This window comes from Diaphorobacter sp. HDW4B, from assembly GCF_011305535.1.
Lineage (GTDB): Bacteria > Pseudomonadota > Gammaproteobacteria > Burkholderiales > Burkholderiaceae_C > Diaphorobacter_A.
This window is the reverse complement of record NZ_CP049906.1, coordinates 443,833-467,759: the sequence shown is the minus strand read 5'-3', so window position 1 is coordinate 467,759 and position 23,927 is coordinate 443,833. Positions and strand designations below refer to the sequence as shown.

Below are 23,927 nucleotides of genomic sequence, written 5' to 3'. Positions count from 1 at the left end.
TTGTCTGCCGCTTGAAGATTCGGGTTGCAGTGTCACTTTCGGAGCGTTTTGGCTTTCCACTTTCCACGCCATTGATTTCTCAATTCACGCCACTACGGGATTCCCATAGGTACTGGTTTCATGGCTTGAAAAGCGCTAAGAATGGGCAATGCCATTGTCGCCAGGATGCAGCGCAACTCACTCTTGGGATCTGTCCTGCGATGAGCGGAATTCGAGCCGTCGTCTCGCCTTTTCCAGCTCTCTTTGAAGCATTTCGGCGTTCGGCAAAAGCATTCTGTAGTTGGCCGCCATGACCTTGCTGGGCAACCCATCCAATGCGTATCGCGCCAAGGCATGCCCCTTGTCGGTACAAAGAATCAGGCCCACGGGAGGATTTTCATCAGGATATGCCCAGTGCTCCTTGGCGTAGTTGCAGTACATATGCATCTGCCCCACATCAGAATGGGTCAGACGACCCAATTTCAGATCGACGATGACCAGACAGCGCAGCTTGCGATGGAAGAACACCAGATCCACTCGATACCATGTCTGGTCAATACGCAAGCGACGCTGCCGTCCGACAAAGGTGAATCCTTCGCCCAGTTCAATCAGGAAGTCTTCCAGCCGTTGAATCAGCGCTGCCTCGAAATCCGATTCCGAGTACTCATCCTTGAGGTCAAGAAACTCCAGTACATACGGATCTTTGATCGCATCGTCCGGCGAGATCACATCTTCGGATCCGGACATGCGCCCTTTGAGCAGCATTGCCGCCTTGTTCTTTGACAATATCGTGCGTTCGTAGAACTGACTGCCGATCTGTCGATCGAGCTGCCGTACGCTCCAGCCGCCGCGCAGCGCTTCAGTCTCGTAGAACCGCCGAGCACCTACATCCGTCACAGACAGCAGCCGAACGTAGGCCGACCACGGCAGCGTGAATGTCTGGGCCAATTCGGAGAGATTCAATTTCCGAGACGCTGTCTCGGAAATTCCCGTCTGCGGATAAGCCAGGAAAAAACGCCGCATGTTTTCCAGATTGTCCGGACTGAATCCACGCCCGAATCTGGCAGTCAGATCGAGCGACAGTCTGGCCAGCAACTGCTCGCCATAACCCGCCCGTCGCCTTCCTTTCTGTTCGGCTTCGAAGATCCGGCGGCCAATCTCCCAATAGCTCGCCGTCATCAAGGCGTTGACGCTGCGCACCACCGCGTGGCGTGCGGCATCTAGCAGTTGCACAATTCCGCCATGGATGTTGGCATAACCAACCGGCAAAGCAATGGGCATGTCGCCTTCCGATTGCGGCGTCTTCCTTCTCATCCGGTCACCTCCAAAAAGCAGTATTTACAGGCAATCACGCCCATGCAGGCCTGCCTGCAAAGTGAACGTAATGCAGCCACACCCATATCAACTTGCGACCGATCAACGCCACATTCATGTGCTCACATGTGGACGGGGAAAGCGACAAAAAAAGGCCTGCCGAAGCGCGCGCCGGCAGGCCCAATCACTTGCAATGAAAACGCTGTTTCTGTTTCTGCTTATGCGCCCATCGGCTCGGCGCGCAGTTGTTTCTTGTTGACCTTGCCCACGCTGGTCTTTGGAATCTCGGCCACGAAGCGGATGCGTTCCAACTCGGGAACCGCATAGGCGCTCAGGCGCTTGGCCTGCACATGGCCTTGCAGATGCGCGCGAACGGCTTCGGCAGTGACGTCGTCCTTGGCCACGACGAAGGCCATGGGGCGCTCGCCCCACTTCGCATCGGGCACACCGATGACGGCGGCTTCCTGCACGCCGGGCACCTGGGTGATGAGGCCTTCGACTTCGATGGATGACACCCACTCGCCGCCGGTCTTGATCACGTCCTTCAGGCGATCGACGATCTGCACCACGCCATCGGGGTACATCACGGCGATGTCCTGCGTGTGCAGATAGCCGCCGCGCCAGAGTTCTTCCGACGCCTCGGGCTTCTTGAAATACAGCGGTGTGAGCGCGGGCGAGCGCAGCACGATTTCGCCGCGTGTCACGCCGTCGCGCGGCACATCCCTCATGTCTTCATCGACCACGCGGAAGTCCACCATCAGCGTGGGGCGGCCGGTGGAAGTGCGCAGCTTCAGATCGTCGGCCTTGTTGTCAGGCGCGCCCTGTGCGGGGGTGAGCGCGAGCGACACGACCGGTCCGGTCTCGGACATGCCATAGCCCGCGAACACATCCATGCCCTTGGCCTGCGCGGCTTCGCACAGGCCTGGTGGCAGCGCGGAGCCACCGATGATGACCTTCCAGCCCGACAGGTCCTGACCGCTCTTGTCCGCGCCGCTCACCAGCATTTGCAGAATCGTCGGCACGCAATGCGAGAACGTGACCTTCTCGGTCTCACGCAACTTGAGCAGCATTTCCGGCAGATAACGCCCCGGCAACACGGTGCGCAAACCAAGCAGGATGGTGATGTATGGAAAGCCCCAGCCGAGCACGTGGAACATCGGCGTGATCGGCATGTACACATCGGCCGTGGACAGGCGCTGCGAGCCGCCGGGCGAGCACACGCTGAGTGCCGTGGCCATGGCATGCAGCACGATGTGGCGGTGGCTGTAGCACACACCCTTCGGGTCGCCCGTGGTGCCGGTCGTGTAGAAGGTGACGGCCTTGGTGTTCTCTTCGAGTTCGGGAAAGCTGTAGTCCGCCATGGCGCTGTTGACCAACGCTTCGTATTCGCCCGCCACGGTGAAGCTGGTGGCAGGCAGCTTGCCGTCGTCCGAGAGCACGACGATCTGGCGAATGCGTGGCAGTTCGTGGCGGATCTGCTCGATGATGGGCAGGAAGTCGGTGTGCACCAGCAGCACATCGGTGTCGGCATCATTGAGTGTGTAGAGAATCTGCGCGGGCGACAGGCGCACATTCACGGTGAACAGTGTCGCGCCCATCATCGGCACGCCGAAATAGCTCTCCAGATAGCGATGGCTGTCCCAATCCATCACAGCCACGGTGTTGCCAGCGCGCACGCCCAGGCCTTCAAGGGCATTGGCCAGTTGCGCGATGCGGCTGTTGAAGTCGCGGTAGGTGTAGCGCATCTCGCCGCGGTAGGTGATCTCCTGATCGCCATGCAGGCTCATCGAGTTGAGCAGCAACTGCTTGATGAGCAGCGGAAAGGTGTAGGCCGATGGTGTCGGCGTGAGCAAGTGGTCGGTGGACGGCATAAGGTGTCGCCTCAATCTAGGGATGACGTGGTGGAAGAAAGTGGCCGGTCGGAATGCGCGGATGGCATGGAGGACTTCTGCTCGATGCGCACCCACAGCGCGTCGCCTCGCACGATCACCTCATGCGTGCGAATGCGCAGTTGGGGCGATGCGGTGCACTGGCCGTTCTGTATGTTGAATTTCAGACCATGCGCAGGGCAGCTCAGAACAAGGCCCTCGCAGACGCCGTTGGCCATTGAAGCGCCCGCGTGCGGGCAACTGTTCTCAAGAGCGTGAAATTGCCCGTTGAGATTGAAAAGTACAACGGATTCGCCACCCGGCACGAAGACCAGCTTGCGTGCACCGGGCGGCAAATCCTTCGCCGAACCAGCGGCGATCAAGGTGGTGTCAGACATCCGCAGCGCGCGTCGCGAGACTCCTGGCCATCATCGAGAGCAGCTCGACGGCAGGCACCGCCCCGGTGGTAGACCAACGGCGATCGACCACGATGTGCGGCACGCCCGTGTGCAGGCCGGGTGCGGGTTGCGAGCGCTGTGCGCTCAGGCGATCCATGTCCAGCGTGAGCCCTGCAGCATCGGCCAGTTCGCGCAAAGTACTCAGCGAGCCGATGTCTTTGCCGTGCATGAAGTAGGCCGCAAAAATCGACTCGACGAAGAAGTACATCGCCTGCGCATCCAACTGCTGCTGCGCGAGGTTCACCAGCGCGCAGACCAACCCGGTATTGGAAAACGTCTCGATGGCGTCGAAGTTCAGCGTCAGCCCGACGGTGCTTGCCGCTACCTGCACCTGTTCGCGCCTCGCCGCCACCGCTGCGGCGCTGCCCAGACGGTTCACATAGAACGTCTGATAAGGCACGCCCTGCTCGGGAATCTGCGGCAGCAGCGTGGCGGCATGCCAGTGCACGTCGATGACAAGTTCCGGCTGATCCGCACGCAGCACCTTGCACGCGGCAAACAGGTGCCGCATGCCGATCCAGCACCAAGGGCAGATCAGGTCGAGATGAAAATCGATGCGCATGGTGCGCGCCCAATCAGTTGCAGGATTCACCATGGCCGCGCCTCAGACCAGTTGCTTGAGCAAGGCATGCACGCCATCCCAACGACCATATCCGGCAGCAGGATTGAGGTGCCCGACTTCGCCCAGATCGACCAGTTGCGCTTGCCATTTCTGCGCCAAATCTTGGGCTCGCTCGAAGCGTGCAAGCGGGTCGTTGCGGCTGGCCGCCAAAAGCGTTGGAAACGGCAGTGGCTTGCGTGGAATCGGTGTCCAGCCGTTTTCCGCCAACTGATAGACCGTGGGGTAACCCACAGGCATGGGCTCTTCCACGTCCGCTGGAGTGGCCAGCAGCGCACCGTGAATCGCACGCGCAGATTGCGACTGCTGCTGCGCCCAGTGCACGGTCGTCATCACGCCAGCGCTGTGCGCCACGATGACCACGCGGCCTGCTATGCCTGCCAGCGTGTCGCTGAGCACCTGCACGCGCGCGGCGCGGCTGAGCTTGTCACTCTCCAGCGGTGGCACGGTCACGGCGCGTCGGCCAGCGGCATGCAGCTCCTTCTGCAGATGCGTCTGCCAGTGGTCTTCCACATGGTCGCGCAGGCCAGGAACGATCAGGAACGTGATGTCGTCCGGGTAGGCATTCATCGTCATCCCCTCAGAACGGCTGGGTGCCGATGATGCCCGCACGCTCCATCTTGCGATGGCATGGCGGATAGTCCATCACCGCGTAGTGCTGCGTGGCGCTGTTGTCCCAGATGGCGATGCTGTTGGGTTGCCAGCGCCAGCGCACCTGATACTCGGGGATCTGCGCCTGGCTGATCAAGTAGCGCAGCAGTTCAGGCCCGCCATGGCTGTGATCCTGCCCAACGCGCACGCGAGATGCCGTGTGGTAGTTGGTGAAGTGCGTGGTGAAGCCGTTCACGTAGAGAATCTTCTCGCCCGTATCCTTGTGCGTGCGCACCACTGGATGTTCAGGATCAGGAAAGCGCTCCTTGAGTGCCAGACGCTTTTCCATCGGCATGGCGGCACCGAACGAGAACTCGATGCTGTGACGTGCGCGCAGGTCGGCGATCTGATCCTTCACGGTCTGGGGCAGACGCTCATATGCCAGCACCATGTTGGCCCACATCGTGTCGCCCCCCACAGGCGGGCATTCGATGCAGCGCAGCACCGCGCCGAACTGCGGCACCTCGCGCCAGGTGGTGTCCGAGTGCCAGGCGTTTTCATAACGCTCCGGTGGGCTCTCGGGCGTCTTGTAGATCTGCAGCAGCCCCGGATTTTCAGGATCGCTGCCCACCACCGGATGGTCTTCGAGTTCACCGAACTTGCGTGCGAAGGCCGTGTGGTCGGCACGCGCAATCTCCTGATTGCGCAGAAAGAGCACGCGGTGCTTGAACAGCGCAGCGCGAATTTCTGCGAACAGGCCTTCGTCGTGCACCGCGTCGCTCAGGCGCACGCCGGTCAGCTCCGCGCCAATGGCGCAGGTCAGTTGTTCCACTTTCATGATGCTGTTGTCCCCTGTTGTGTTTGTTGGATGCTCAGACAGTGAAGATGGCCGAGCCGATGATCTTTCGCGCTTCCATGTCGCGATGCGCCTGCACGGCGTCGGCGAGTTCGTAGCGCTCGCTGATGTCGGCGCGGATGCGGCCGGACGCGATATGCGCGAACAGTTCTTCGGCAAGCGCAGCCTTCTCGACCGGGTCGGCAAGATAGTCGGCCGATGCCGGACGGGTCAGGAACAGAGAACCCTTCATCGCGAGAATCTGCGGATTGAACGGCGGAATCATTCCGGACGCCGTGCCCACGCACACCATCAGGCCGCGACGCTTCAAGCTGTTGAGCGAGCCTTCGAACGTGTCCTTGCCCACGCTGTCGAACACCACGTTCACACCCACGCCGTTGGTGATCTCGCGCACGCGTGCAGCCACATCCTCGTGGCTGTAGTTGATGGTGTGGTCGCAGCCATGGGCCTTGGCGACTTCGGCCTTGGCATCGGACGACACCGTGCCGATCACCGTGATGCCCTGCAGCTTGGCCCATTGCGACACCAGCAGACCCACGCCACCGGCAGCGGCGTGCAGCAGAATGGTTTCGCCGCCCTTGAATTCGTAGATGCGGCGCATCAGATACGCGGCCGTCAAACCACGCATGGTGATCGCGGCAGCGGTCTCGAAGTCGATGGCGTCGGGCAGGCGGATCAGCGCAGCCGCATCGATCAGGCGCTCCGTGCTGTAGGCACCCAGCGTGTTGTGCGCGCCGGTGTAGGTCACGCGATCGCCGACCTTCACGTTCGTCACGCCGGCGCCCACGGCCGTCACCGTGCCGCAGGCATCGCTGCCGATGCCCGATGGCAGCGGCGCGGGATAGAGACCCGAGCGGAAATAGGTGTCGGCAAAGTTCAGCGCGACCGCACCGTGCACAAGGCGCACCTGACCCGCTCCGGGCTCGCCCACCTCGACGTCTTCATAACGCAGAACTTCCGGTCCACCAACTTCATGAAAGCGGGTCATCTTTGCCATACATACACTCCAATTCACTTGCTGCAAGGTAATGCCGAACCGCCGGCGATTACGTGATATTCAAATTCGATAAAAACCATAGAAACCATTCACCATATTCAAGCGGCGCATCCAATGAATGAGATACGCAATCGACAAGGCAAACACTTCATTGATTTCACAGCAATCAACTATATTTACCCTCCAGATCAGTATTTCTCTAGCCGCGCCAAGTTTTTTTCTTTTCGCGACATCCATGGAAAACCCCTAGACAGGGAGAGCCCCTCTCAAGCGCATGCGGAGCGCCCCTCAGAATATCTGCAACCAGTTGAATTCATTGACAAAACCTCAGCACCAAACATGACAGCAAGCGGCAACAAGGCAAGCACCGAGGCACGTCCCTTCGACCCACGGCACGCCGACAGCGTTTCAAGGCAGTTAATCCTTCACACCTTCAAACTAGAATCAAATGACGCCAAAGCCCATTAAGCATTGCGCGTTCATATAGAAAATTCGCGCAGCAAGACATATTCAAATCCGAGTCATTTGCGTATTTCTTGTTGCCAGCAAACTCACGCCCTCAGTACAGAGACAACAAAGGATTCGCCGCATGACATATTCCGCTCCCGTCAAAGACATGCTTTTCAATCTGGCCCATCTGGCCCGGATCGACGACATCGCCCAACTGCCCGGATTGGGCGACTACGGTCTCGAAACGGCGCAGGCGGTGCTGGAGGAATGCGCGCGTTTTTGCGATGGCGTCGTTGCGCCGCTGGGCGTTCTGGGTGACACACAGCCATCCACCTGGAACGACGGCAAAGTGACCGCAACGCCCGGCTTCAAGCAGGCCTATGTGCAGTACGCCGAAGGTGGTTGGCAGGGTCTGCAGCACCCGGCGGAGTTCGGCGGCCAAGGCATTCCGCGCGCCATTGCTGCGGCCTGCGTCGAGGTGCTCAACAGCTCGAATCTGAGCTTCGCCATGTGCCCGGTGCTCACCGACGGGGCCATCGAAGCCTTGCTCACAGCAGGCAGCGATGAGCTCAAGGCGACCTATCTGCACAAGCTCGTCGCAGGCCAATGGACGGGCACCATGAACCTGACCGAACCACAGGCCGGATCGGATCTCTCGCTGATCCGCACCAAGGCCGAAGCGCAGGCCGATGGCACCTACAAGGTGTTCGGCACCAAGATCTTCATCTCCTGGGGTGAGCACGACATGGCGGAAAACATCGTGCATCTGGTGCTCGCCCGCGTGCCCGGTGCGCCCGACGGCGTCAAGGGCATCAGCCTGTTCATCGTGCCCAAGCTGCTGGTGAACGCCAATGGCTCGCTGGGTGCACGCAATGATGTGCAATGCGTGTCCATCGAACACAAGATGGGCATCAAGGCATCGCCCACCTGCGTGCTGCAGTACGGCGACAACGGCGGTGCCATCGGCTATCTGGTCGGCGAAGAAAATCACGGCCTCGAGTACATGTTCATCATGATGAATGCCGCACGCTATGCCGTGGGCCTGCAGGGCCTTGGCGTGGCCGAGCATGCTTATCAACGCGCCACCGCTTACGCAAAGGATCGCGTGCAAAGCCGTCCGGTCGATGGCAGTGCCAAGGGCAGCGCCACCATCGTCCACCACCCCGATGTACGACGCATGCTCATGACCATGCGCGCCTTGAATGAAGCAGGCCGCGCACTCGCTGCAACAGCCGCAGGAGCCGCCGACAATGCCCACCACAACCCCGACGCCGCAGCGGCCGCGCAGGCCCACGCGTTCTACGACTTCCTGGTTCCGCTGGTCAAGACTTACTGCACCGAAACCAGCGTCGAAGTCGCAAGCCTTGGCGTGCAAGTGCATGGCGGCATGGGCTTCATCGAGGAAACGGGAGCCGCACAGCACTACCGCGATGCACGCATTCTTCCGATCTACGAAGGCACGACCGCCATTCAGGCCAACGACCTCGTCGGACGCAAGACCGTGCGCGATGGCGGCCAACTCGCGCGCTCCATCGCAGTGCAGATCGAAGCCACCGAGCAGCAACTGCTGGCAAGCGACACAGCCGTTGCCCGCGCGATCGCGCAGCGCCTTGCATCGGCGCGCAAGACATTTCTGGAAGTCGTGGACTACGTCGTGGGCAATGCCAAAGCATCGCCCAACGAAGTGTTCGCGGGCAGCGTGCCGTATCTGATGATCACCAGCTACCTCATCGCGGGTTGGCAGATGGCGCGCTCGGTAGTGATCGCGCAGGAACTGCTGCAGGCGGGCGAAGACGAATCCTTTCTGGAAGCCAAGCTGATCACCGCCCAGTTCTACGCCGAGCACATCCTGCCCCGCATTTCCGGTCTGAGAGACTCGATCCTCAACGGCGCGGGCAGCGTGTTGGCACTGCCGTTGGAAGCGTTCTGATCAGTTGCCCAGCTTCCGGCAGTACGTTGCGCCAAATGTGGAGCGACGGACTCCAAGCCCAGCGTCTGTGACGCTGTCAAGACGCTGGGCTACAAGAGGTTCACATTGCCGCGCTTGCCGCAGCAAGCGTGACCCTCCGTTGCCCCATCTGTTGCAGTCATTCGAACTGAAATTTGGGGACGAATTTCAATGGCGCGGCAACTCAGCCTACACAAAATCGACCTTACGCCACCCGTTTTGTTGCATCGATCAACGCCTCGGAGAATCCATAGATCTCATCGAGGTTTGAAATCGGATGCCGCGTTTCCTTCTTGTCTTGATCGAGTATTCCAAGATACTTCTGCCCCCGATTGAAGTGCAGGCGGCAAACTGGCTTGCGATTGTTGTCGTCCAACAAAATCCCGAAGTAGCTTTGCGTATCGCGGTGCCCAATTCGACTTGACTCGACGACCGGACGAATGATCGACTTCACGATGAAGTAGCCCTCCATCTCCTCCTCGGTCGTCACCACTCGGACCTCTTCATCATCGACGCCGGTTGTAGGCTCGACTGACACAGTTGCAGTGACAGGGCTCGGTGTGCTGATCACGATGGGCATCGTTGCACTCACACCTGTGATGGCTGACTTCAAACGGTCATTCACCAAGTCGGCCGTGTACTGGCTGATCGCCTTCTCCAAAAGCGGCTGAAATTGCTCTCGCACTTTTGCCGTGATCGTGCCGTCGTACACCCGCGTGATGAAGAAGCGGAGGAATTCATCGCCAGGCGCAGCAAACTGCGCTGCAATCTCGCGCTTGATCTGCCCGATGTACTTCAGTTCACCTGCCGCACTGATGATGGACTCCACGTCGAATGTGGACTTCGTCAGCTTGTTGAGTTCCGGCACTGAGTGCTCGTCCACGTCCAGCAAGTCCAGCTCCAAGAATGGCTTTTCGTCCATCTTGTTAGGTGCATCCAGATCCGTGAAAAACTTGTAGACCTGACCGTTCGTCAGAATGGAAATCCGTGCCGTTGTCACATGAAAGTATCTGAACAGCTGACTCGCATGATTGACGTTGAGCGGCTCGCCAATCTTCTTGCATTCAATGAGCATCTGGATTTGCCCATCCTTGAGAATGGCGTAGTCGATCTTTTCGCCTTTTTTGGTCCCGATGTCGCAGACGTACTCCGGGACCACCTCTTGAGGGTCAAAAACATCGTACCCAAGCACGTTCTTGATGAACGGCATCACAAACGCGTTCTTCGTTGCCTCCTCCGTGGCGATGGACGAACCCTGCTGCCGAACCTTGGCCGCCAGCGCATTCAAGCTTTCAAGAAACTCCATATCCCCTCCATAGATGAAGAAGACATGCTACCAAATGCTACCTCCAAACATCGAATTTCGATTTCTCGGAATAGGCGCAAGACACCAATAATTCAACGTGGGGTATCAACCAACATACGGAATGCAGCCTGAAGACCTCTCCAAATGGAATCCATGAAAGAAAGTTGGCTCACAACTGCTCCACCTGCGGAATCACAACCTAGGAAACCAACCCGCCCCGCCGCCATTCCCGCGGACTCATGCCGAAGCTCATCTGGAACCAGCGCGTGAAAGACGCCTGTCTGGAGTAACCCGTGAGCGACGCCACCTGGCCGATGGTGTAGCGGCTATTGCTCATGTAGCGCAGCACCAGATTGCGGCGCACGTTGTCGAGCAGCTCGGAAAAGCTCGTGCCGCTCTGGTCAAGCTGGCGTTGCAGCGTGCGCGTGCTGGTGTGCATCTGCTCGGCCACGCGTTCGATGCGCGCCTGCTCCAGCGGCATCAACATGTAGATGTTCTTGCGCACTTCCTGCAGCAACGAGTTCTCGCCCAGCGCCTTCATCGGCAGCAGCACGCTCTCGGCATAACGCACCAGTTCGGGGTCGGCCACAGGATTGGGCACGCTCAGGTCGCTGGTCTTGAGCACCAGGCCGTTGAATTCCGAACCAAACAGAATCGGGCAGCCGAACACCTTCTTGTGCTGAAACAGCTCCTGAGGCGCGGCGTGCATGAAATGCACCTCGCGTGGCGACCATGCCTCGCCCAGCACCGACTGGCAGATGCGCATCTGCACGCCCGCCACCAGCTCGGAGGCTTGGGTCTGTGGCACCTGCGTGTTCACCAGCAGCTCGAAGCGAAGAATGCTCAGCTCGCTCGAAGTTTCAAGCGACTGCGCCGTGGCGGCATTGAGCAGGCGCTGGTAATCGATCGCCACCTGCAGCATGTCACGCAGACAAGGCTTGTGGCGCATCATCACGCCCAGAATGCCGAAGTCCAGCATCGCGCGATTCATCGCCATCTGTATGCCAAAGGACGGGCAGCGCGCCTCCACAGCGGCCAGATCCAGCAGACGGCAAAACGCCTCCGCAGAAATGTGGCGCTCCACATCCACCAGCGCGCTGGCATCCAGCCCCACCTTGCCCAGCAGGGCGTGCGCATTCAATCCGTGCGAAGTGCACACATTCAAGAACCCGTTCAGGGTCACCGTTCTAACCAGCGTATCCATATCAACACCCAAAACACCCGGCGAAGTCTTGATTTTTATCTCTTTGATGCTAATCAGGGTTTACACCAAATGGCGCATAAAGCAAAAAACTTGGCGTGCAAAGAGAAAAATATTAACGCCATTTCTCTACATTCAACGCTCGAAGGTCTTTGAACCATCCACCATTTTTCTTACCGACCCCCACTCCGACTCGATACCACCATGAATACAAAAGACAACAACCGGTTGACCCGTCGAAGCCTCCTGCGCACAAGCTCCGCGCTGGCTTTCAGCAGCCTGGGATTGCCCGCTTTTGCCCAGACCAGCACAACAGCAAACTGGCCGAGCAAACCCGTGCGTCTGGTGGTGGCGGGCCCAGCCGGAGCCAATGCGGACGTGGTGGCTCGCGCACTCAGCGAGGCACTCAGCGAGGCGCTCAACCGCAGCACCAAGCAAGCCTTCATCGTGGACAACAAACCCGGCGCAGCCGGTGTGATCGCGGTGAACGACCTGCTGGCCGCGCCTCAGGACGGCCTCACGCTGATGGTCGGCGTGAGCTCCCTCGTCAGCGAAATCCCGCACATCGTCAAGATGCGCCAAGACATGCGCAAAGCCATCGTCCCGCTGGCCCAGCTCTCGCGCGGCGGACTGGTGCTGGTCACCGCGCCCGACCTGCCGGTGAAAAGCCTCAAGGACGTGATCGATCTTTCCAAGTCCAGGACTGAAGGCTTGAGCTACGCCTCCTACAGCCCCGGCACCATGTCGCACGTCGCCGGACTGCTGCTCGGGCGCGAAACTGACCCATGTGGGCTACAAAGGCTCCACACCCGCGCTCAACGACGTGATGGGCGGTCACATCCCACTGATGTTCGATGGCCTCGCCACCTCCCTGCCCTTCATCCGCACAGGCAAGATCAAAGCCATCGCCATCTCCTCACCTCAGCGCTCGCCCCTGCTACCCGAGGTGCCGACCTTCAAGGAACTCGGCCAGCCCGAACTCACCTATACCGGCTGGATGGGCCTGTGGGCCAGCAGCACCATGCCCGCCCATCTGCAGCAACAGATTCACCAGCAAGTTCATGCCGCACTGAACGACCCCACGTTCAAGAACACGATCACCAACGCCGGATTCGAAACCAGCAGCCTGCGCGACTCCGCAGCACTGCATGCCGAACTGGTGGCGGATTACGAGCGCGTGGGGAAGGTGTTGGCTGGGACGGATGTGAAGCTGTAAGCAGCCAGCAGTAGTCGCCGACAAGCAAGTCAGGGCCATGCGCAGCGAAAAAAAAGATTGATCCGCTAACCAAAAAGTACCCTGCTGGCAGACACCATCCGCCAGCAGGGGCAACTACAGTTCAATCCGAATCAGCCGAAACGCATCGCCCTCAGATCGAGCGGCCTCCATCCACAGGCAGTTCCACCCCTGTCAGGAACTGCGCCTGTGCACTCGCCAGGAACACGGCCGCATTGGCCACGTCCATCGCGTCGCACATGCGGCCAAGCGGAATCGTGGAGACGAATTTCGCTCGATTTTCGGCCGTGTCCGCCACGCCCATGAAGTCCTGCAGCAAGCCTGTGGGGGACATGACGGGAGCAATCAGATTCACGCGGATGCCGTCGGGTGCCAGCTCGACGGCCATGGACTTGGTCATCACTTTGACCGCTCCCTTGGAGCTGTTGTACCAAGTCAGGCCCGGGCGTGGACGGATGCTGCCTACCGAGCCGATGTTGATGATCACGCCGTCCTTGGCGGCCTGCATCAGCGGCACCACCGCGCGGGTCATGTGGTAGATGGACTTCACGTTGACGTTGAAGACGCGGTCGAACGTGGCCTCGTCCACTTCGAGCATGGACTGGTTGCGGTGCGTGGTGCCTGCGTTGTTGACCACGATGTTCGGTGCGCCGAAGTGCTCCACACATTGCTTGACCATGGCCTTCACTTGATCGGCGCGGCTGACGTCGCAGGCCACGGCCAGTGCGTTCTTGCCGAGTTCCGCAGCCACGGCCTGCGCGGCATCCAGTCGCAGATCGGCCAGCACCACCTTGGCACCTTGCGCCACGTAGGCTTTGGCGATGGCTGCGCCGAAGCCGCTGCCTGCGCCGGTGATGATGGCTGTCTTGTTGTTCAGTGCTGTCATGATGGGTGTCTCCTGTGGTGATCTGTGGTGATGCTTGTTGCTTACTCGAAATGCTGGACGATGGTCTTGGTGGTGCTCATTTCCTCAAGCGCCACAAAGCCCTTTTCGCGGCCATAGCCGCTCTTCTTGACGCCACCGAAAGGCAGCTCCACGCCGCCTCCTGCGCCATAGCAGTTGATGAATACCTGTCCGCTCGCCACACGTTGCGCCACTCGTGACTGACGGCTGCCGTTCTCGGTCCACACGCCTGCGACCAGACCGAATTCGGTCGCGTTGGCCAGCTGGATCGCATCCTCTTCGTTGAAGAACGGAATCGCCGAAAGCACAGGACCGAAGATCTCCTGCGTGGCAATGCGCGTGTCGCGCGGCACCTGTCCGAACAGCGCGGGTGCGATGAAGAAGCCCTTGTTCGACAGGCCATCGGCCAGCTCGCCCTGCGCCAGCAACGGAATACCCTGCTCCACGGCATTGCGGATGAAGGCATGCACGCGCGACTGCTGCCTGGCGCTGATCAGCGGGCCGCAGTCCAGGTCCATCTCGGGGGTGCCGACGCGCAATTGCGAGAAGCGCTTGGCCACGGCCTTGATCACATCGTCGTACACGCTTTGCTGAATCAGCAGGCGACTGCCCGCCGAGCAGGTCTGGCCCGCGTTCTGCGAGATCGCCTTGACGATGATGGGAATGGCCTTGTCGAAATCGGCATCCTCGAACACGATCTGCGGCGACTTGCCGCCGAGTTCAAGCACGCAGGGCACGTTGTTGCGCGCCGTGGCCTGCTGCACCAGAATGCCCGCCTCGGGCGATCCGGTGAAGGTGACGAAATTCACGCCGGGATGGGCCGTGAGTGCCGCACCGGCCTCTGCGCCATAACCCGTCACGATGTTGAGCGCGCCCGGCGGCAGCCCCGCCTCCATCGCCAGTTCCGCCAGTTTGAGTGCGGACAGGCACGCGTCCTCAGACGGCTTGACCACCGCAGCATTGCCCATGGCCAGCGCCGGTGCCAGCGTGCGGCCCATCATCTGCGCCGGATAGTTCCACGGAATGATGTGCCCGGTCACGCCATGCGGCACGCGCACCACGCTCACGTTGTAGCCGTTGAGATAAGGAATGGTCTGCCCGTGAATCTTGTCGGCAGCGCCTCCATAGAATTCAAAATAGCGCGCCACGGCAGCCGCGTCGGCACGCGCCACGCTCATGGGCTTGCCGGTGTCGCGCGCTTCGAGCTGCGCAAGCTCCTCGCCGTTGGCCACGATGATCTGCGCGAGGCGCTGCAGAATCCGCCCGCGCTCGGTCGCCGTCATGCGGCCCCAGGCACCGTCAAGCGCGCCTTGTGCGGCTTTGACCGCGCGGTCCACATCCTGCACCTGTCCACGCGCAATCGTTCCAAAAGGAATGGCCGTGCAAGGGTCGATCACATCGATCGTCTCTCCTGCAAGCGCATCCACCCATTGACCGTCAATAAGCAACTGACTCTTCTTCACATTGACTCCCTGCAAATCCGATGGGCTGCCGCGTGCAATCACCACCAACGTCGGCCATGCTGAAAAGCGACGCAGTGGGGCTCCCTCACGCGGCAGCGACTCTCATCCAGCTCAGCTCTGCATGGCAGCGCGCTCTGGCTCCACCTCCTTCATGAACTCCTTGTCGTTGTAGTGGTAGAGATCGTCCAGATAGGGCACGAAGAACTCGTAGAACGAGCGCGAGTCGTACTTCGGCTGCTCGCCTGGCGCCACGCATTCGGGGATGGGCGCAACGCTGGCATCGTCATCCGGGTAGAAGAAGAACGTGAGCGCGTAGCGTTTGTGCGGCGGGTTGACCACGCGGTGCGGTGTGGCGATGAAGCGGTCGTTGGACATGCGGTTGAGCACCTGGCCGGTGTTCACGATCAACGCGTCCTTCACGTAGCGCACGCTCAGCCATTCCTTGGCGGGTGTCATCACCTGCAGTCCGGGCACGGGCGTCATCGGCAGCAGCGTGAGAAAGCTGCCATCGGAGTGCGGAGCCAGTGCGTACTGGCCTTCTTCCATCTTCTCTTCTGGATGGTAGTAAGCGCAGCGCTGGTAGTACTCGGGCGCCTTGAACATGTTGTCGAAGTAGTCCCCGCGCAGGTCCAATGCACGCGCGTAGATGGGCATCAGCTTCACGGCCAGCTTCTCCATGGACGTCTGATAGTTGTGGAGCGTCTTCTTGAAATCCGGCAGGCTGTCGGGCCATTGGTTGAGACCACGATGGCGCACGTTGTTCTTGACCTTCGGGTCATCCGCATCACGATTGCGCATGAACAGCCACGCCGAGTTGGTGTCCTTCTTGGTGTTCACCGCAATCTTGTCCTGAATGACCTTGGACTGCAGGATCGACGCCTTGGGCGGCAGATAGCCCTGATGGTGGTAGCCCACGCGGTGCTTGAGCTTTTCGTCCATCGGAATCTCGAACAGCTGCGCCGTCTGGCGGAACGATTCGTCGATCAACTCCTGCGGAATGCCATGGTTGATGATCGCGAAGAAGCCGAGATTTTCCTGGATGTGGCGCACATCGGCGCCCAACTGCTCGAGCGCACCGGGCACGCCCGCGAGGTAGGGACCGACATCCAGAATCGGAAGCTCCTTGGCTTCCTGAATGGCTTTGCGTACAGCCTCGGACGGCTGCGTGGTGTTCTTGTCGATATTGCTCTTGGCGTTCATGACTTTGTCTCCTGGATTTTTTCCATGTGATTGATTGACTCTGGGAATGGATGCGTTCAGTGCTTCGTTGGCTCACCCTCCTGTCCACAGCTTGCATTTGGACTCCGCCTTGGAGGCGAAGGCCTGCTCCCCGGGGATCACCTGAATCTCCTTGTAGTAGTCCCATGGCCGCTTGGATTCGGCAGGCGACTTGACCTCCATGAGACGCAGGTCATGCACCATGCGGCCGTCCTCGCGGATGCGACCGCTGGAGGTGTACATGTCGTCGATCTTCTGTGTCCGCAGTTGCTTCATCACCGTCTCGGACTGGTCCGTTCCAGCAGCTTTGACAGCGTTCAGGTACTGCAGCGCTGCCGAGTAGCTTGCCGCCTGCATGCTGGTGGGCATCTTCTTCATCTTGTCGTTGAAGCGCTTGGCCCACGCGCGGGTCTTGTCATCGGTATCCCAATACCAGGCTTCGGTCAGGTTGATGCCGCTGGTGAGCTTCAGACCGAGCGAGTGCACATCGGTCAGGAACAGCATCAGCCCCGCGATCTTCATGCTTTGGGTGATGCCGAATTCGTTGGCCGCCTTGATGGAGTTGATGGTGTCGCCACCGCCATTGGCCAGCCCCAGCACCTGCGCACCGGATGCCTTGGCCTGCAGCAGGAACGAAGAAAAATCGTTGGCCGACAGCGGATGCTTGACGCTGCCCACCACCTTGCCGCCCTGCGCCTTGACGACCTGCGTGGTCTCGCGTTCCAGCGATTCGCCGAAGGCATAGTCCACCGTGAGGAAGTACCAGTTCTTGCCGCCCTGCTTGGTCATCGCCGAGCCCGTGCCGCGCGCCAACGCCACGGTGTCGTAGAGATAGTGCACGGTGTAGGGCGAGCATTCCTCGTTGGTGAGCTGCGCCGCCACGCCGCCCGTGACCATCACGACCTTCTTCTTCTCGGTGGCCACCTTGGCAATCGCCAGGCTGGTGCCCGAGCTGGGTCCGCTGATGATCATGTCCACACCCTGCGTGTCGAACCACTCGCGCGCTCTGGTCGCGGCGATGTCGGCCTTGGCCGAGTGATTGGCGTTCACCACCTCGATCTTCTTGCCGTTCACGCTGCCGCCCATGTCGGCCACCGCGAACTTGACGGCCTCGACAACGCCCGCACCACCCATGTCGGCATACAGGCCCGACATGTCGGCCAGCACGCCGATGCGCACCACATCGTCGCTTGTCTGGGCACGCACTCCTGCGCCCCAGGTCACGGCGGTCGCCGCGCACAACAGCATCGCGGCCTTGGCCAGATGATGTCGCTTCCCCTTGCCCCCTACCTTCTCGAGTTTCAACATGAGAGTCTCCTGCGTTGTAATGCCCCACTCCAAAAACACGTTCGAGAGATACCGTCAGCTCACCTCGCCGAGCGTGCGAAATCGAAGGGCGTGCAACATCCGAAGCTCCTCGGGAGTTCCGGTGGCGCGCGCCGCGCCCAGGCAGTAGTCCCAGATGCCGCCGTTGATTTCGGCGCTCAGCTTCACTGCCTCCAACAATCTGATGAGTGCCAACTGCTTGTGGCGCATGTCCACGCTGCGCTGGAGCAGCGCGAGCGCCGCATCCCGCGCCGCCGCGACCTGTGCCTGCGAGGCCTCGCCCGCCACCGCTGCCGTGTGGATGGCGCGCTTGCATTGCCTGATGTGTGTGCGTGCCATGGCGTCAGTCCACTTTCGCGCCGGACAGACGCACCACGCCGCCCCACTTCACCGCATCGGCTCGCAACTGGTGGGCGAACTGCTCGGGCGAGCGGGGATAGGGCTCCGCACCCTGCGCCTCGAAGCTCGCCACCACCTCGGGCAGACGCAGCACATCGTTCACATCGGCATTGATCTTCTTGACCACATCGGCAGGCACGTTCTTGGGTGCCATCAGGCCAAACCACGGCGTGACGTCGAAGTCGGCAAAGCCCGATTCGGCCACCGAGGGAATCTGCGCAAAGGTTCTGGACCGCTTGGCGCTGGTCACTGCGATGGGGCGCAGATTGCCGTTGCGCAATTGCCCGGCCACCGACGGCAGGCTGGTGAAGACCACATCGATCTGACCACCCAGCAAGTCCTGCAGCGCCTGCGCCGCGCCGCGATACGGAACATGTTCGAGCTTGACCTTGGCGTCCGCGTTGAACATCTCGCCGAGCAGATGATTCACCGAGCCATTGCCTGCCGAGCCGAAGGTCACGCGTCCTGCCTTCGCTGCGTCCACCAGCTGCGGAACGGTGCTGAACGTCGCCCCCGGTCGGCTGACGAGCACGAACGGCAAGGTGGCAAGCGTGGCGACTGCCGTGAAATCGTTCACTGGGTCGAAGCCCAGACTGCGGTAGAGCGAACCGTTGATGGCCTGCGTGCCCACATAGGTCATGAGCAGCACCGTGCCGTCAGCGGGTGATGCAGCCACAGCCTCCATGCCGATGTTGCCACCTGCGCCGGGGCGGTTTTCCACGACGACGGGCTGTCCCCATTTCTCGGACAGCTTCACGGAGACGATGCGCGCCAGCGCGTCGGAGGCCCCTCCCGGCGTCTGCGGAACGATGATTCGCACGGGCTTGGATGGGAACTGGGGAGCGGCCGTCGCGGTGCCCGCACAGAGCACGAACACGGCGGCCAACAGCATGCATCTACGTTTCATCACTTGACTCCTCCTGTCTGTTCATCACGCAACGCGGAGCGCAGAGTATCCAATGCACCAAACATTTGTTTGGCAAAATCATTCAAAAAAAATTCCTCGCGCTGCGCACCAATGAATTCCGCCAACCTCAGTTCCAGCGCACGGCGCAGTCGGTAGCGCGCACGCGCTGTCTGCACCGCCATTCGCCGTTCCTCCGATCGCCCGAGCCAGCGCTGGTGCTGGTCGATGGCCTCCGACAGCGCCTGTATCGATTCGGGCTGTGTGTACGAGGCCAGCAGAATCGGCGGAATCCACACATCCTTCTCGTGTCGCGCCACGGCGGCGATGCGGCGCAGATCGGTGACCATGCGCTGCGCGCCTGGCAGGTCCGCCTTGTTGACCACGAAGATGTCGGCCATCTCCATGATTCCGGCCTTCATGGCCTGCACCACGTCGCCGCTGTCGGGCAGCAGCACCAGCACCAGCGTGTCGACCTGCGCACGCACCGCGTACTCGGCCTGACCAACGCCTACGGTCTCCAGCAGCACCTCGTCGAACCCATGCTGATCCATCAGATCGAGCATTTCGGCGAGGTTGTCGGCCAGCCCATCGGTCGTGCGGCGTGAACCCAGCGATCGGATGTACAGCTCGCTGCTGCCCTCGATGTCGTCCATGCGCACCCGGTCACCCAGAATCGCGCCGCCGCTGTGCGGGCTGCTCGGATCGACCGCCAGCACGCCGAGGCGCCCCTTGGCCAGACGCTGGGTTGCCAGATGCCCGACCAGTGTGCTTTTGCCCGCCCCCGGCGCACCCGTGATGCCGATGCGGCGCGCGGGCGCGTCGGCCTGCGGCATCGCAGCGAGCTGCGCCAGATCCGACGCATTTGCATTGGCCAGCCGGGTCAGTGCGCGGCTCAATGCCCAACGGTCGAGTGCCGGACGATTCATGCGAGGTCCTTGCCCAGCAAGGCTTCGGCATGCTCGTTGAGCAGCGGCGGCAAGCCATATTCGGGAGTGAAATCGTTGAAGCGGATGGGACTGGCCACCGCGCGCATCGGCAGGCTGCCATCGCCCAGCGCCACCACCAGTTCGCGCGACTTGGCCAGATCGCCTTCAAGCGCCTTGTTCAGCGTGTCCACCTGCGCGACCACCACGCCCAATGGAGCCAGACGACGCACCCAGTCATCGGCGGAAGCCGTGGCCAGCACCTGGCTGATGGCGGCCACCACTTCGGGGCGATTGGCGCGGCGCGCGGCCATGGTGGCGTAGCGCGGATCGGCCACCCACTCGGGGCGATCGATCTCCTCGCAGAAGATCTTCCAGAACTTGTCGTGCGTGATGAACAGCGTGAGCCAGCCATCCGCCGTCGCGAAGATCTGCGCCGGCACCACATAGGGGTGGGACGAGTCGGCAAGGCGCTCGATGGTCTCGCCCGCATTCAGCGCCGCACCGGCCAGATAGTTGAGCTGCGAGAGCATCACGTCATACATCGCCACATCGACCTGCCCGCCCTGCCCCTGCACGATCTTGGCCAGCAGGCCCACGGCCGCGACCAGCCCCGCCGAGTTGTCGACCGCCGAGTAACCCGCCTTGGTCGGCGGCGCAGACGGATCGCCCGTGAGCGCCATCACGCCAGTCAGCGCCTGAATCACGTAGTCATATGCAGGGTTGTCGGCGAACGGACCTTCGAGGCCATATCCGGTCAGCGCCACGCAGACCAGTTTGGGATTGCTGTGTCGCAGCGCGTCGTAGGTCAGCCCGAGCTTGCGGATCGCCGACGGGCGCAGATTGGTGACCAGCGCATGTGCCGACTCGGCCAGACGCGCGAGCGACTCCTGCCCCTCCTCGCTTGCGAGGTCAAGCACCACGCTCTTCTTGTTGCGGTTGAGGCTGGCGAAATACGCATTGTGCGGACCCACGAAGTGCGGGCTCACCGCACGCGCGATGTCTCCTTCGGGAGTCTCGATCTTGATGACCTCCGCGCCCATGTCCGCGAGCATCAGCCCGCAGTAAGGTCCTGCCAGCATGTGGCCGACCTCGATGATGCGTATGCCCGCCAGCGGCGCCGTCATGCCAGGCTTTCTGCCAGAGAGACGACCACGCGCTCGAGCGGCATGTCGGCGGTGAACACCGCGCTCACGCCCAGCTGGCGCAGCGATTCGTGGTCCTCCGCCGGAATCGTGCCGCCGACGAACACCTTCACATCCAGCGCATTCATCTCGCGCAGTTGGGCGATCACATCGGCCACCAGTTCCTTGTGGCTGCCCGAAAGAATGCTCAGGCCGACAGCGTCGACGCCCTCGTCCACGGCCACCTGTGCGATCTGCGCCGGGCTGCGGCGCAGGCCGGTGTAGATCACTTCGGCTCCGGCGTTGCGCAGCGTGAGCGCGATGATCTTCGCGCCGATGTCATGCCCATCCAGTCCCGGCTTGCCGATCAGGATGCGCTTGGACGCCAGTTTGGCGGATTTCTGTTGCGGTTGCTGTTGCGTGCTCATAAGTTCACCGGCTCCTTGAATTCACCCCATTGCGCCTTGAGGCACTCCACCATCTCGCCCACGGTGGCGTAGGCGTGACAGCACTCGACCAGATAGGGCATGACGTTCTCGTTGTCCTTGGCGGCCGCAACCGACAGCTTGGTCAGTGATGCGCTCACCGCCGCGTTGTCCCGCGTGTCCATCACGCGCTGGAATTTTTCGAGCGCACGCTGGGCCACGGTCGGGTCGAGCGTGAACACCTCGCCCACCTTGATTTCCTCGTTTTCCTTCTTGAAGTGGTTCTGCCCGATCACCACGTTGCGGCCTGCATCGGTGTCGAGCTTGCGTTCGAGCCCACGCTCGGCCAGACGCATCTGGATCCAGCCGTCCTCGATGGCGCGCACCACGCCGCCGTAGGCGTCGATCTCCTGCATCACCTGCTCGATCTGCGCTTCCATGCGGTCGGTGTGCTGCTCAAGGAAGTAGCTGCCGCCCAATGGATCGACGCTGCGACCGATGCCGCTCTCGTACGCCAGAATCTGCTGTGTGCGCACCGCCAGTTCGGCGGAGAACTCGGTCGGAATCTGGAAGGCTTCGTCGAACGCGCAGGTGAAGATCGACTGCGCGCCACCGAACACCGCCGCCATCGTCTCGACCGCCACGCGCACCACGTTGTTGTAGGGCTGCGGTGCGACCAGCGACGAGCCGCCGCACACCACGCCGAAGCGGAAATGCTGGGCCTTGGGGTCCTGCGCTCCATAGCGCTCTTTCATGAGACGCGCCCAGATCCGGCGCCCCGCACGGAACTTCGCGATCTCGTCGAAGAAATCCATGTGCACATAGAAGAAGAACGACAGGCGCTTGGCGAACTTCTCCACATCGCCGCCGCGCGAGCGCAGCTCATCCACATACGCCAGACCGTTCGCCAGCGTGTAGGCCATCTCTTCCGCAGCGGTCGCACCGGCATCGCGGACATGGGCCCCGGCAATGCTGATCGGGTTGAAGCGCGGCGACACCTCGTTCGAATACAGAATCGAATCGGCGATCAGACGCATCGATGGACGCACCGGAAAGATCCAGGTCCCGCGTGCCACATACTCCTTGAGGATGTCGTTCTGGATCGTGCCGGTGAGCTTGGAGCGCGGCACGCCTTGCTTGTCCGCCACGGCCAGATACATCGCATAGATGATCGCTGCCGTGCCGTTGATGGTGAACGAGGTCGAGATGCGCGAGAGATCCAGATCCTTGAACAGAATCTCCGCCTCGCTCAGGTTGGACAGCGACACGCCGACCTTGCCGATCTCGGGCCGTGCCATCGGATGCGTGGGATCAAGCCCGCATTGCGTGGGCAGATCGAGCGCCACCGACAGTCCGGTCTGCCCTTTTTCAAGCAGGAACTTGTAGCGCTCGTTCGATTCCTCGGCCGTGCCGAAGCCGGAGTACTGGCGGATCGTCCACAGTCGGCCCTGATAGCCATCGGGAAAAATGCCGCGGGTGAAGGGGTACTCGCCCGGTTGGCCGATGCGCTGCTCGTCCACGCTGCTCGCGTCCACACAAGTCGGCACCTCAATGCCGCTGGGCGACACGGGGCGCAACTGCGGCTCCACGGCCTCGGGCTGCAGGTTGTCGTCTCTGCTGTTCATTTGCTGCCTTTCGCAAGAAATCGGTCCGATGCCTTCCAGTGGTCGTCATGCAGCCATGTGGAAAGCACCTGGGCGCGCTCCACGTCGCGCCTTTGTTCATAGGATTGAGAAGTGCGCCAGGCCGTGGTCTGTGCCTTGATGGCGCGCAGCACATGCAGGGAGCAGTTCAGCATGGGCTCGAGAAACGCCTTCATGTCCGCGCCGTCATGGCCGTCGCTGATGACCGCATCGGCCAGCCCCCATTGCAGGGACTGCGTGGCGTCGATGAGTTCGCAGCGCGCCATCATGCGCATCGCGCGGCTGGCACCCACCAGTTGGCACAGGTCGGCTCCGCCGCCCCAAGCGCTGCTGATGGCCAGCTTGGCCTGGATGTAGCCGATGCGCGCATGTGCTGCCTGCAGCCGCATGTCGCAGGCCACCGCCAGTTCCGCGCCGCCGCCGATGGCGTCACCGTTGAGAAAGGCCAGCACGGGGAGCGGACATTCGCGAATCGCATCCAGCGCACTGCGTGAGCGATCGGCCATGGCATGCGTTGCCACCTCGTCGCGCACGAAAGACAACTCCACCAGATCGCCACCCGCTGCAAAGAAGCGCTCGCCCGCGCCGCGAATCACGATGAAGCGCGTGGTCGGCAACACCCCAGCGGTGGCCACCGCCTGCGCCAGCGAGGCCAGCACGCTGCCCGCCAGCGCGTTGTGCTTGTGCGCGCGGTCGATGGTGATCCACACCACGCCGTGGGCGTCCTGCTCGACGCCGATGTCCTGAATGGTCTGCACTTTGTTCTTGTCTCCG

23 protein-coding genes and 1 pseudogene are annotated in these 23,927 nt (G+C 61.3%); 4 read left to right on the top strand and 20 right to left on the bottom strand.

Features of this window, described 5'->3' with window-relative positions:
• Nucleotides 1–177: 177 nt before the first annotated feature.
• The 7 genes from G7048_RS26975 to G7048_RS26945 form a co-directional block, all read right to left on the bottom strand.
• Nucleotides 178–1,293 (bottom strand): YhcG family protein, encoded by a 1,116-nt coding sequence (locus G7048_RS26975; protein WP_166071565.1) that lies wholly within the window; start codon nt 1,291–1,293, stop codon nt 178–180.
• 218 nt (nt 1,294–1,511) lie between these two features.
• Nucleotides 1,512–3,164, bottom strand: a complete 1,653-nt coding sequence (locus G7048_RS26970; protein ID WP_166071564.1) for a fatty acid--CoA ligase — start codon at nt 3,162–3,164, stop codon at nt 1,512–1,514.
• Nucleotides 3,165–3,175: 11 nt separating this feature from the next.
• Nucleotides 3,176–3,559 (bottom strand): Rieske (2Fe-2S) protein, encoded by a 384-nt coding sequence (locus G7048_RS26965; protein WP_166071563.1) that lies wholly within the window; start codon nt 3,557–3,559, stop codon nt 3,176–3,178.
• On the bottom strand, nt 3,552–4,214 hold the full coding sequence (locus G7048_RS26960) for a DsbA family protein (RefSeq protein ID WP_166071562.1): 663 nt from the start codon (nt 4,212–4,214) through the stop codon (nt 3,552–3,554). Before G7048_RS26960 ends, G7048_RS26965 begins: the two co-directional genes overlap by 8 nt.
• 9 nt (nt 4,215–4,223) lie before the next feature.
• Complete coding sequence (locus G7048_RS26955; protein WP_205750427.1) at nt 4,224–4,814, bottom strand: alpha/beta hydrolase; 591 nt, start codon at nt 4,812–4,814, stop codon at nt 4,224–4,226.
• Nucleotides 4,815–4,818: 4 nt separating this feature from the next.
• Nucleotides 4,819–5,667: a TauD/TfdA family dioxygenase gene (locus G7048_RS26950; RefSeq protein ID WP_166071560.1), complete on the bottom strand. Its 849-nt coding sequence runs from the start codon at nt 5,665–5,667 to the stop codon at nt 4,819–4,821.
• Nucleotides 5,668–5,701: 34 nt separating this feature from the next.
• Nucleotides 5,702–6,682 carry a quinone oxidoreductase gene (locus tag G7048_RS26945; protein WP_166071559.1) on the bottom strand — a complete coding sequence of 327 codons (981 nt, stop codon included), beginning with the start codon at nt 6,680–6,682 and terminating at the stop codon, nt 5,702–5,704.
• 114 nt (nt 6,683–6,796) lie between these two features.
• On the opposite strand from G7048_RS26945, the gene G7048_RS26940 reads away from it, so the two are divergent.
• Nucleotides 6,797–7,150 (top strand): hypothetical protein, encoded by a 354-nt coding sequence (locus G7048_RS26940; protein WP_166071558.1) that lies wholly within the window; start codon nt 6,797–6,799, stop codon nt 7,148–7,150.
• Nucleotides 7,151–7,271: 121 nt separating this feature from the next.
• A complete protein-coding gene (locus G7048_RS26935; RefSeq protein ID WP_166071557.1) occupies nt 7,272–9,062 on the top strand; it encodes an acyl-CoA dehydrogenase in 1,791 nt (596 codons plus the stop codon).
• Nucleotides 9,063–9,285: 223 nt separating this feature from the next.
• Here the strand turns inward: G7048_RS26935 and G7048_RS26930 are convergent, their stop codons facing one another.
• Entirely contained in the window at nt 9,286–10,386 is a 1,101-nt protein-coding gene (locus G7048_RS26930) for a type I restriction endonuclease (RefSeq protein WP_166071556.1), read from the bottom strand.
• Nucleotides 10,387–10,585: 199 nt separating this feature from the next.
• Nucleotides 10,586–11,527 carry an AraC family transcriptional regulator gene (locus G7048_RS26925; RefSeq protein ID WP_166071555.1) on the bottom strand — a complete coding sequence of 314 codons (942 nt, stop codon included), beginning with the start codon at nt 11,525–11,527 and terminating at the stop codon, nt 10,586–10,588.
• Between the two features lie 264 nt (nt 11,528–11,791).
• Here G7048_RS26925 and G7048_RS28820 point away from each other — a divergent pair.
• Together G7048_RS28820 and G7048_RS28690 are read left to right on the top strand one after the other, a co-directional pair.
• Nucleotides 11,792–12,283: pseudogene (locus tag G7048_RS28820) on the top strand (Bug family tripartite tricarboxylate transporter substrate binding protein); the annotation flags it as partial.
• 91 nt (nt 12,284–12,374) lie between these two features.
• The gene (locus G7048_RS28690; RefSeq protein ID WP_166071554.1) at nt 12,375–12,803 is read left to right on the top strand and encodes a tripartite tricarboxylate transporter substrate-binding protein; all 429 of its coding nucleotides are present in this window, start codon (nt 12,375–12,377) and stop codon (nt 12,801–12,803) included.
• 151 nt (nt 12,804–12,954) lie between these two features.
• On the opposite strand, the gene G7048_RS26910 is transcribed toward G7048_RS28690, so the two are convergent.
• The 11 genes from G7048_RS26910 to G7048_RS26860 all read right to left on the bottom strand — a co-directional run bounded on the left by G7048_RS26910 (nt 12,955) and on the right by G7048_RS26860 (nt 23,911).
• Nucleotides 12,955–13,707 carry an SDR family oxidoreductase gene (locus G7048_RS26910; RefSeq protein WP_166071553.1) on the bottom strand — a complete coding sequence of 251 codons (753 nt, stop codon included), beginning with the start codon at nt 13,705–13,707 and terminating at the stop codon, nt 12,955–12,957.
• 41 nt (nt 13,708–13,748) lie between these two features.
• Nucleotides 13,749–15,188, bottom strand: coding sequence for an aldehyde dehydrogenase family protein (locus G7048_RS26905; protein ID WP_166071552.1), 1,440 nt, complete (start codon nt 15,186–15,188; stop codon nt 13,749–13,751).
• A gap of 111 nt (nt 15,189–15,299) precedes the next feature.
• Nucleotides 15,300–16,388 carry an isopenicillin N synthase family oxygenase gene (locus tag G7048_RS26900; RefSeq protein WP_166071551.1) on the bottom strand — a complete coding sequence of 363 codons (1,089 nt, stop codon included), beginning with the start codon at nt 16,386–16,388 and terminating at the stop codon, nt 15,300–15,302.
• Between the two features lie 72 nt (nt 16,389–16,460).
• A complete protein-coding gene (locus G7048_RS26895) occupies nt 16,461–17,714 on the bottom strand; it encodes an ABC transporter substrate-binding protein (RefSeq protein WP_371747723.1) in 1,254 nt (417 codons plus the stop codon).
• A 54-nt stretch (nt 17,715–17,768) separates the two neighbouring features.
• Entirely contained in the window at nt 17,769–18,071 is a 303-nt protein-coding gene (locus tag G7048_RS26890; protein ID WP_166071550.1) for a hypothetical protein, read from the bottom strand.
• Nucleotides 18,072–18,075: 4 nt separating this feature from the next.
• Nucleotides 18,076–19,038, bottom strand: coding sequence for a tripartite tricarboxylate transporter substrate binding protein (locus tag G7048_RS26885; RefSeq protein WP_166071549.1), 963 nt, complete (start codon nt 19,036–19,038; stop codon nt 18,076–18,078).
• Nucleotides 19,038–19,964 carry an ArgK/MeaB family GTPase gene (locus tag G7048_RS26880; RefSeq protein ID WP_166071548.1) on the bottom strand — a complete coding sequence of 309 codons (927 nt, stop codon included), beginning with the start codon at nt 19,962–19,964 and terminating at the stop codon, nt 19,038–19,040. The genes G7048_RS26885 and G7048_RS26880 overlap by 1 nt, the downstream gene beginning before the upstream one ends.
• The gene (locus G7048_RS26875) at nt 19,961–21,088 is read right to left on the bottom strand and encodes a CaiB/BaiF CoA-transferase family protein (RefSeq protein WP_166071547.1); all 1,128 of its coding nucleotides are present in this window, start codon (nt 21,086–21,088) and stop codon (nt 19,961–19,963) included. The genes G7048_RS26880 and G7048_RS26875 overlap by 4 nt, the downstream gene beginning before the upstream one ends.
• A complete protein-coding gene (locus tag G7048_RS26870) occupies nt 21,085–21,513 on the bottom strand; it encodes a cobalamin B12-binding domain-containing protein (protein WP_166071546.1) in 429 nt (142 codons plus the stop codon). The genes G7048_RS26875 and G7048_RS26870 overlap by 4 nt, the downstream gene beginning before the upstream one ends.
• Entirely contained in the window at nt 21,510–23,135 is a 1,626-nt protein-coding gene (locus G7048_RS26865; protein WP_166071545.1) for a methylmalonyl-CoA mutase, read from the bottom strand. The genes G7048_RS26870 and G7048_RS26865 overlap by 4 nt, the downstream gene beginning before the upstream one ends.
• Nucleotides 23,132–23,911: an enoyl-CoA hydratase/isomerase family protein gene (locus G7048_RS26860; protein WP_166071543.1), complete on the bottom strand. Its 780-nt coding sequence runs from the start codon at nt 23,909–23,911 to the stop codon at nt 23,132–23,134. Before G7048_RS26860 ends, G7048_RS26865 begins: the two co-directional genes overlap by 4 nt.
• Between the last annotated feature and the right edge of the window lie 16 nt (nt 23,912–23,927).

Bases quoted from the DNA above. Each gene is read 5' to 3' on its own strand.
- G7048_RS26975 (WP_166071565.1), bottom strand. From the start codon at position 1,293: ATGAGAAGGAAGACGCCGCAATCGGAAGGCGACATGCCCATTGCTTTG.
- G7048_RS26970 (WP_166071564.1), bottom strand. From the start codon at position 3,164: ATGCCGTCCACCGACCACTTGCTCACGCCGACACCATCGGCCTACACC.
- G7048_RS26965 (WP_166071563.1), bottom strand. From the start codon at position 3,559: ATGTCTGACACCACCTTGATCGCCGCTGGTTCGGCGAAGGATTTGCCG.
- G7048_RS26960 (WP_166071562.1), bottom strand. From the start codon at position 4,214: ATGGTGAATCCTGCAACTGATTGGGCGCGCACCATGCGCATCGATTTT.
- G7048_RS26955 (WP_205750427.1), bottom strand. From the start codon at position 4,814: ATGACGATGAATGCCTACCCGGACGACATCACGTTCCTGATCGTTCCT.
- G7048_RS26950 (WP_166071560.1), bottom strand. From the start codon at position 5,667: ATGAAAGTGGAACAACTGACCTGCGCCATTGGCGCGGAGCTGACCGGC.
- G7048_RS26945 (WP_166071559.1), bottom strand. From the start codon at position 6,682: ATGGCAAAGATGACCCGCTTTCATGAAGTTGGTGGACCGGAAGTTCTG.
- G7048_RS26940 (WP_166071558.1), top strand. From the start codon at position 6,797: ATGAATGAGATACGCAATCGACAAGGCAAACACTTCATTGATTTCACA.
- G7048_RS26935 (WP_166071557.1), top strand. From the start codon at position 7,272: ATGACATATTCCGCTCCCGTCAAAGACATGCTTTTCAATCTGGCCCAT.
- G7048_RS26930 (WP_166071556.1), bottom strand. From the start codon at position 10,386: ATGGAGTTTCTTGAAAGCTTGAATGCGCTGGCGGCCAAGGTTCGGCAG.
- G7048_RS26910 (WP_166071553.1), bottom strand. From the start codon at position 13,707: ATGACAGCACTGAACAACAAGACAGCCATCATCACCGGCGCAGGCAGC.
- G7048_RS26900 (WP_166071551.1), bottom strand. From the start codon at position 16,388: ATGAACGCCAAGAGCAATATCGACAAGAACACCACGCAGCCGTCCGAG.
- G7048_RS26895 (WP_371747723.1), bottom strand. From the start codon at position 17,714: ATGTTGAAACTCGAGAAGGTAGGGGGCAAGGGGAAGCGACATCATCTG.
- G7048_RS26890 (WP_166071550.1), bottom strand. From the start codon at position 18,071: ATGGCACGCACACACATCAGGCAATGCAAGCGCGCCATCCACACGGCA.
- G7048_RS26885 (WP_166071549.1), bottom strand. From the start codon at position 19,038: ATGAAACGTAGATGCATGCTGTTGGCCGCCGTGTTCGTGCTCTGTGCG.
- G7048_RS26880 (WP_166071548.1), bottom strand. From the start codon at position 19,964: ATGAATCGTCCGGCACTCGACCGTTGGGCATTGAGCCGCGCACTGACC.
- G7048_RS26875 (WP_166071547.1), bottom strand. From the start codon at position 21,088: ATGACGGCGCCGCTGGCGGGCATACGCATCATCGAGGTCGGCCACATG.
- G7048_RS26870 (WP_166071546.1), bottom strand. From the start codon at position 21,513: ATGAGCACGCAACAGCAACCGCAACAGAAATCCGCCAAACTGGCGTCC.
- G7048_RS26865 (WP_166071545.1), bottom strand. From the start codon at position 23,135: ATGAACAGCAGAGACGACAACCTGCAGCCCGAGGCCGTGGAGCCGCAG.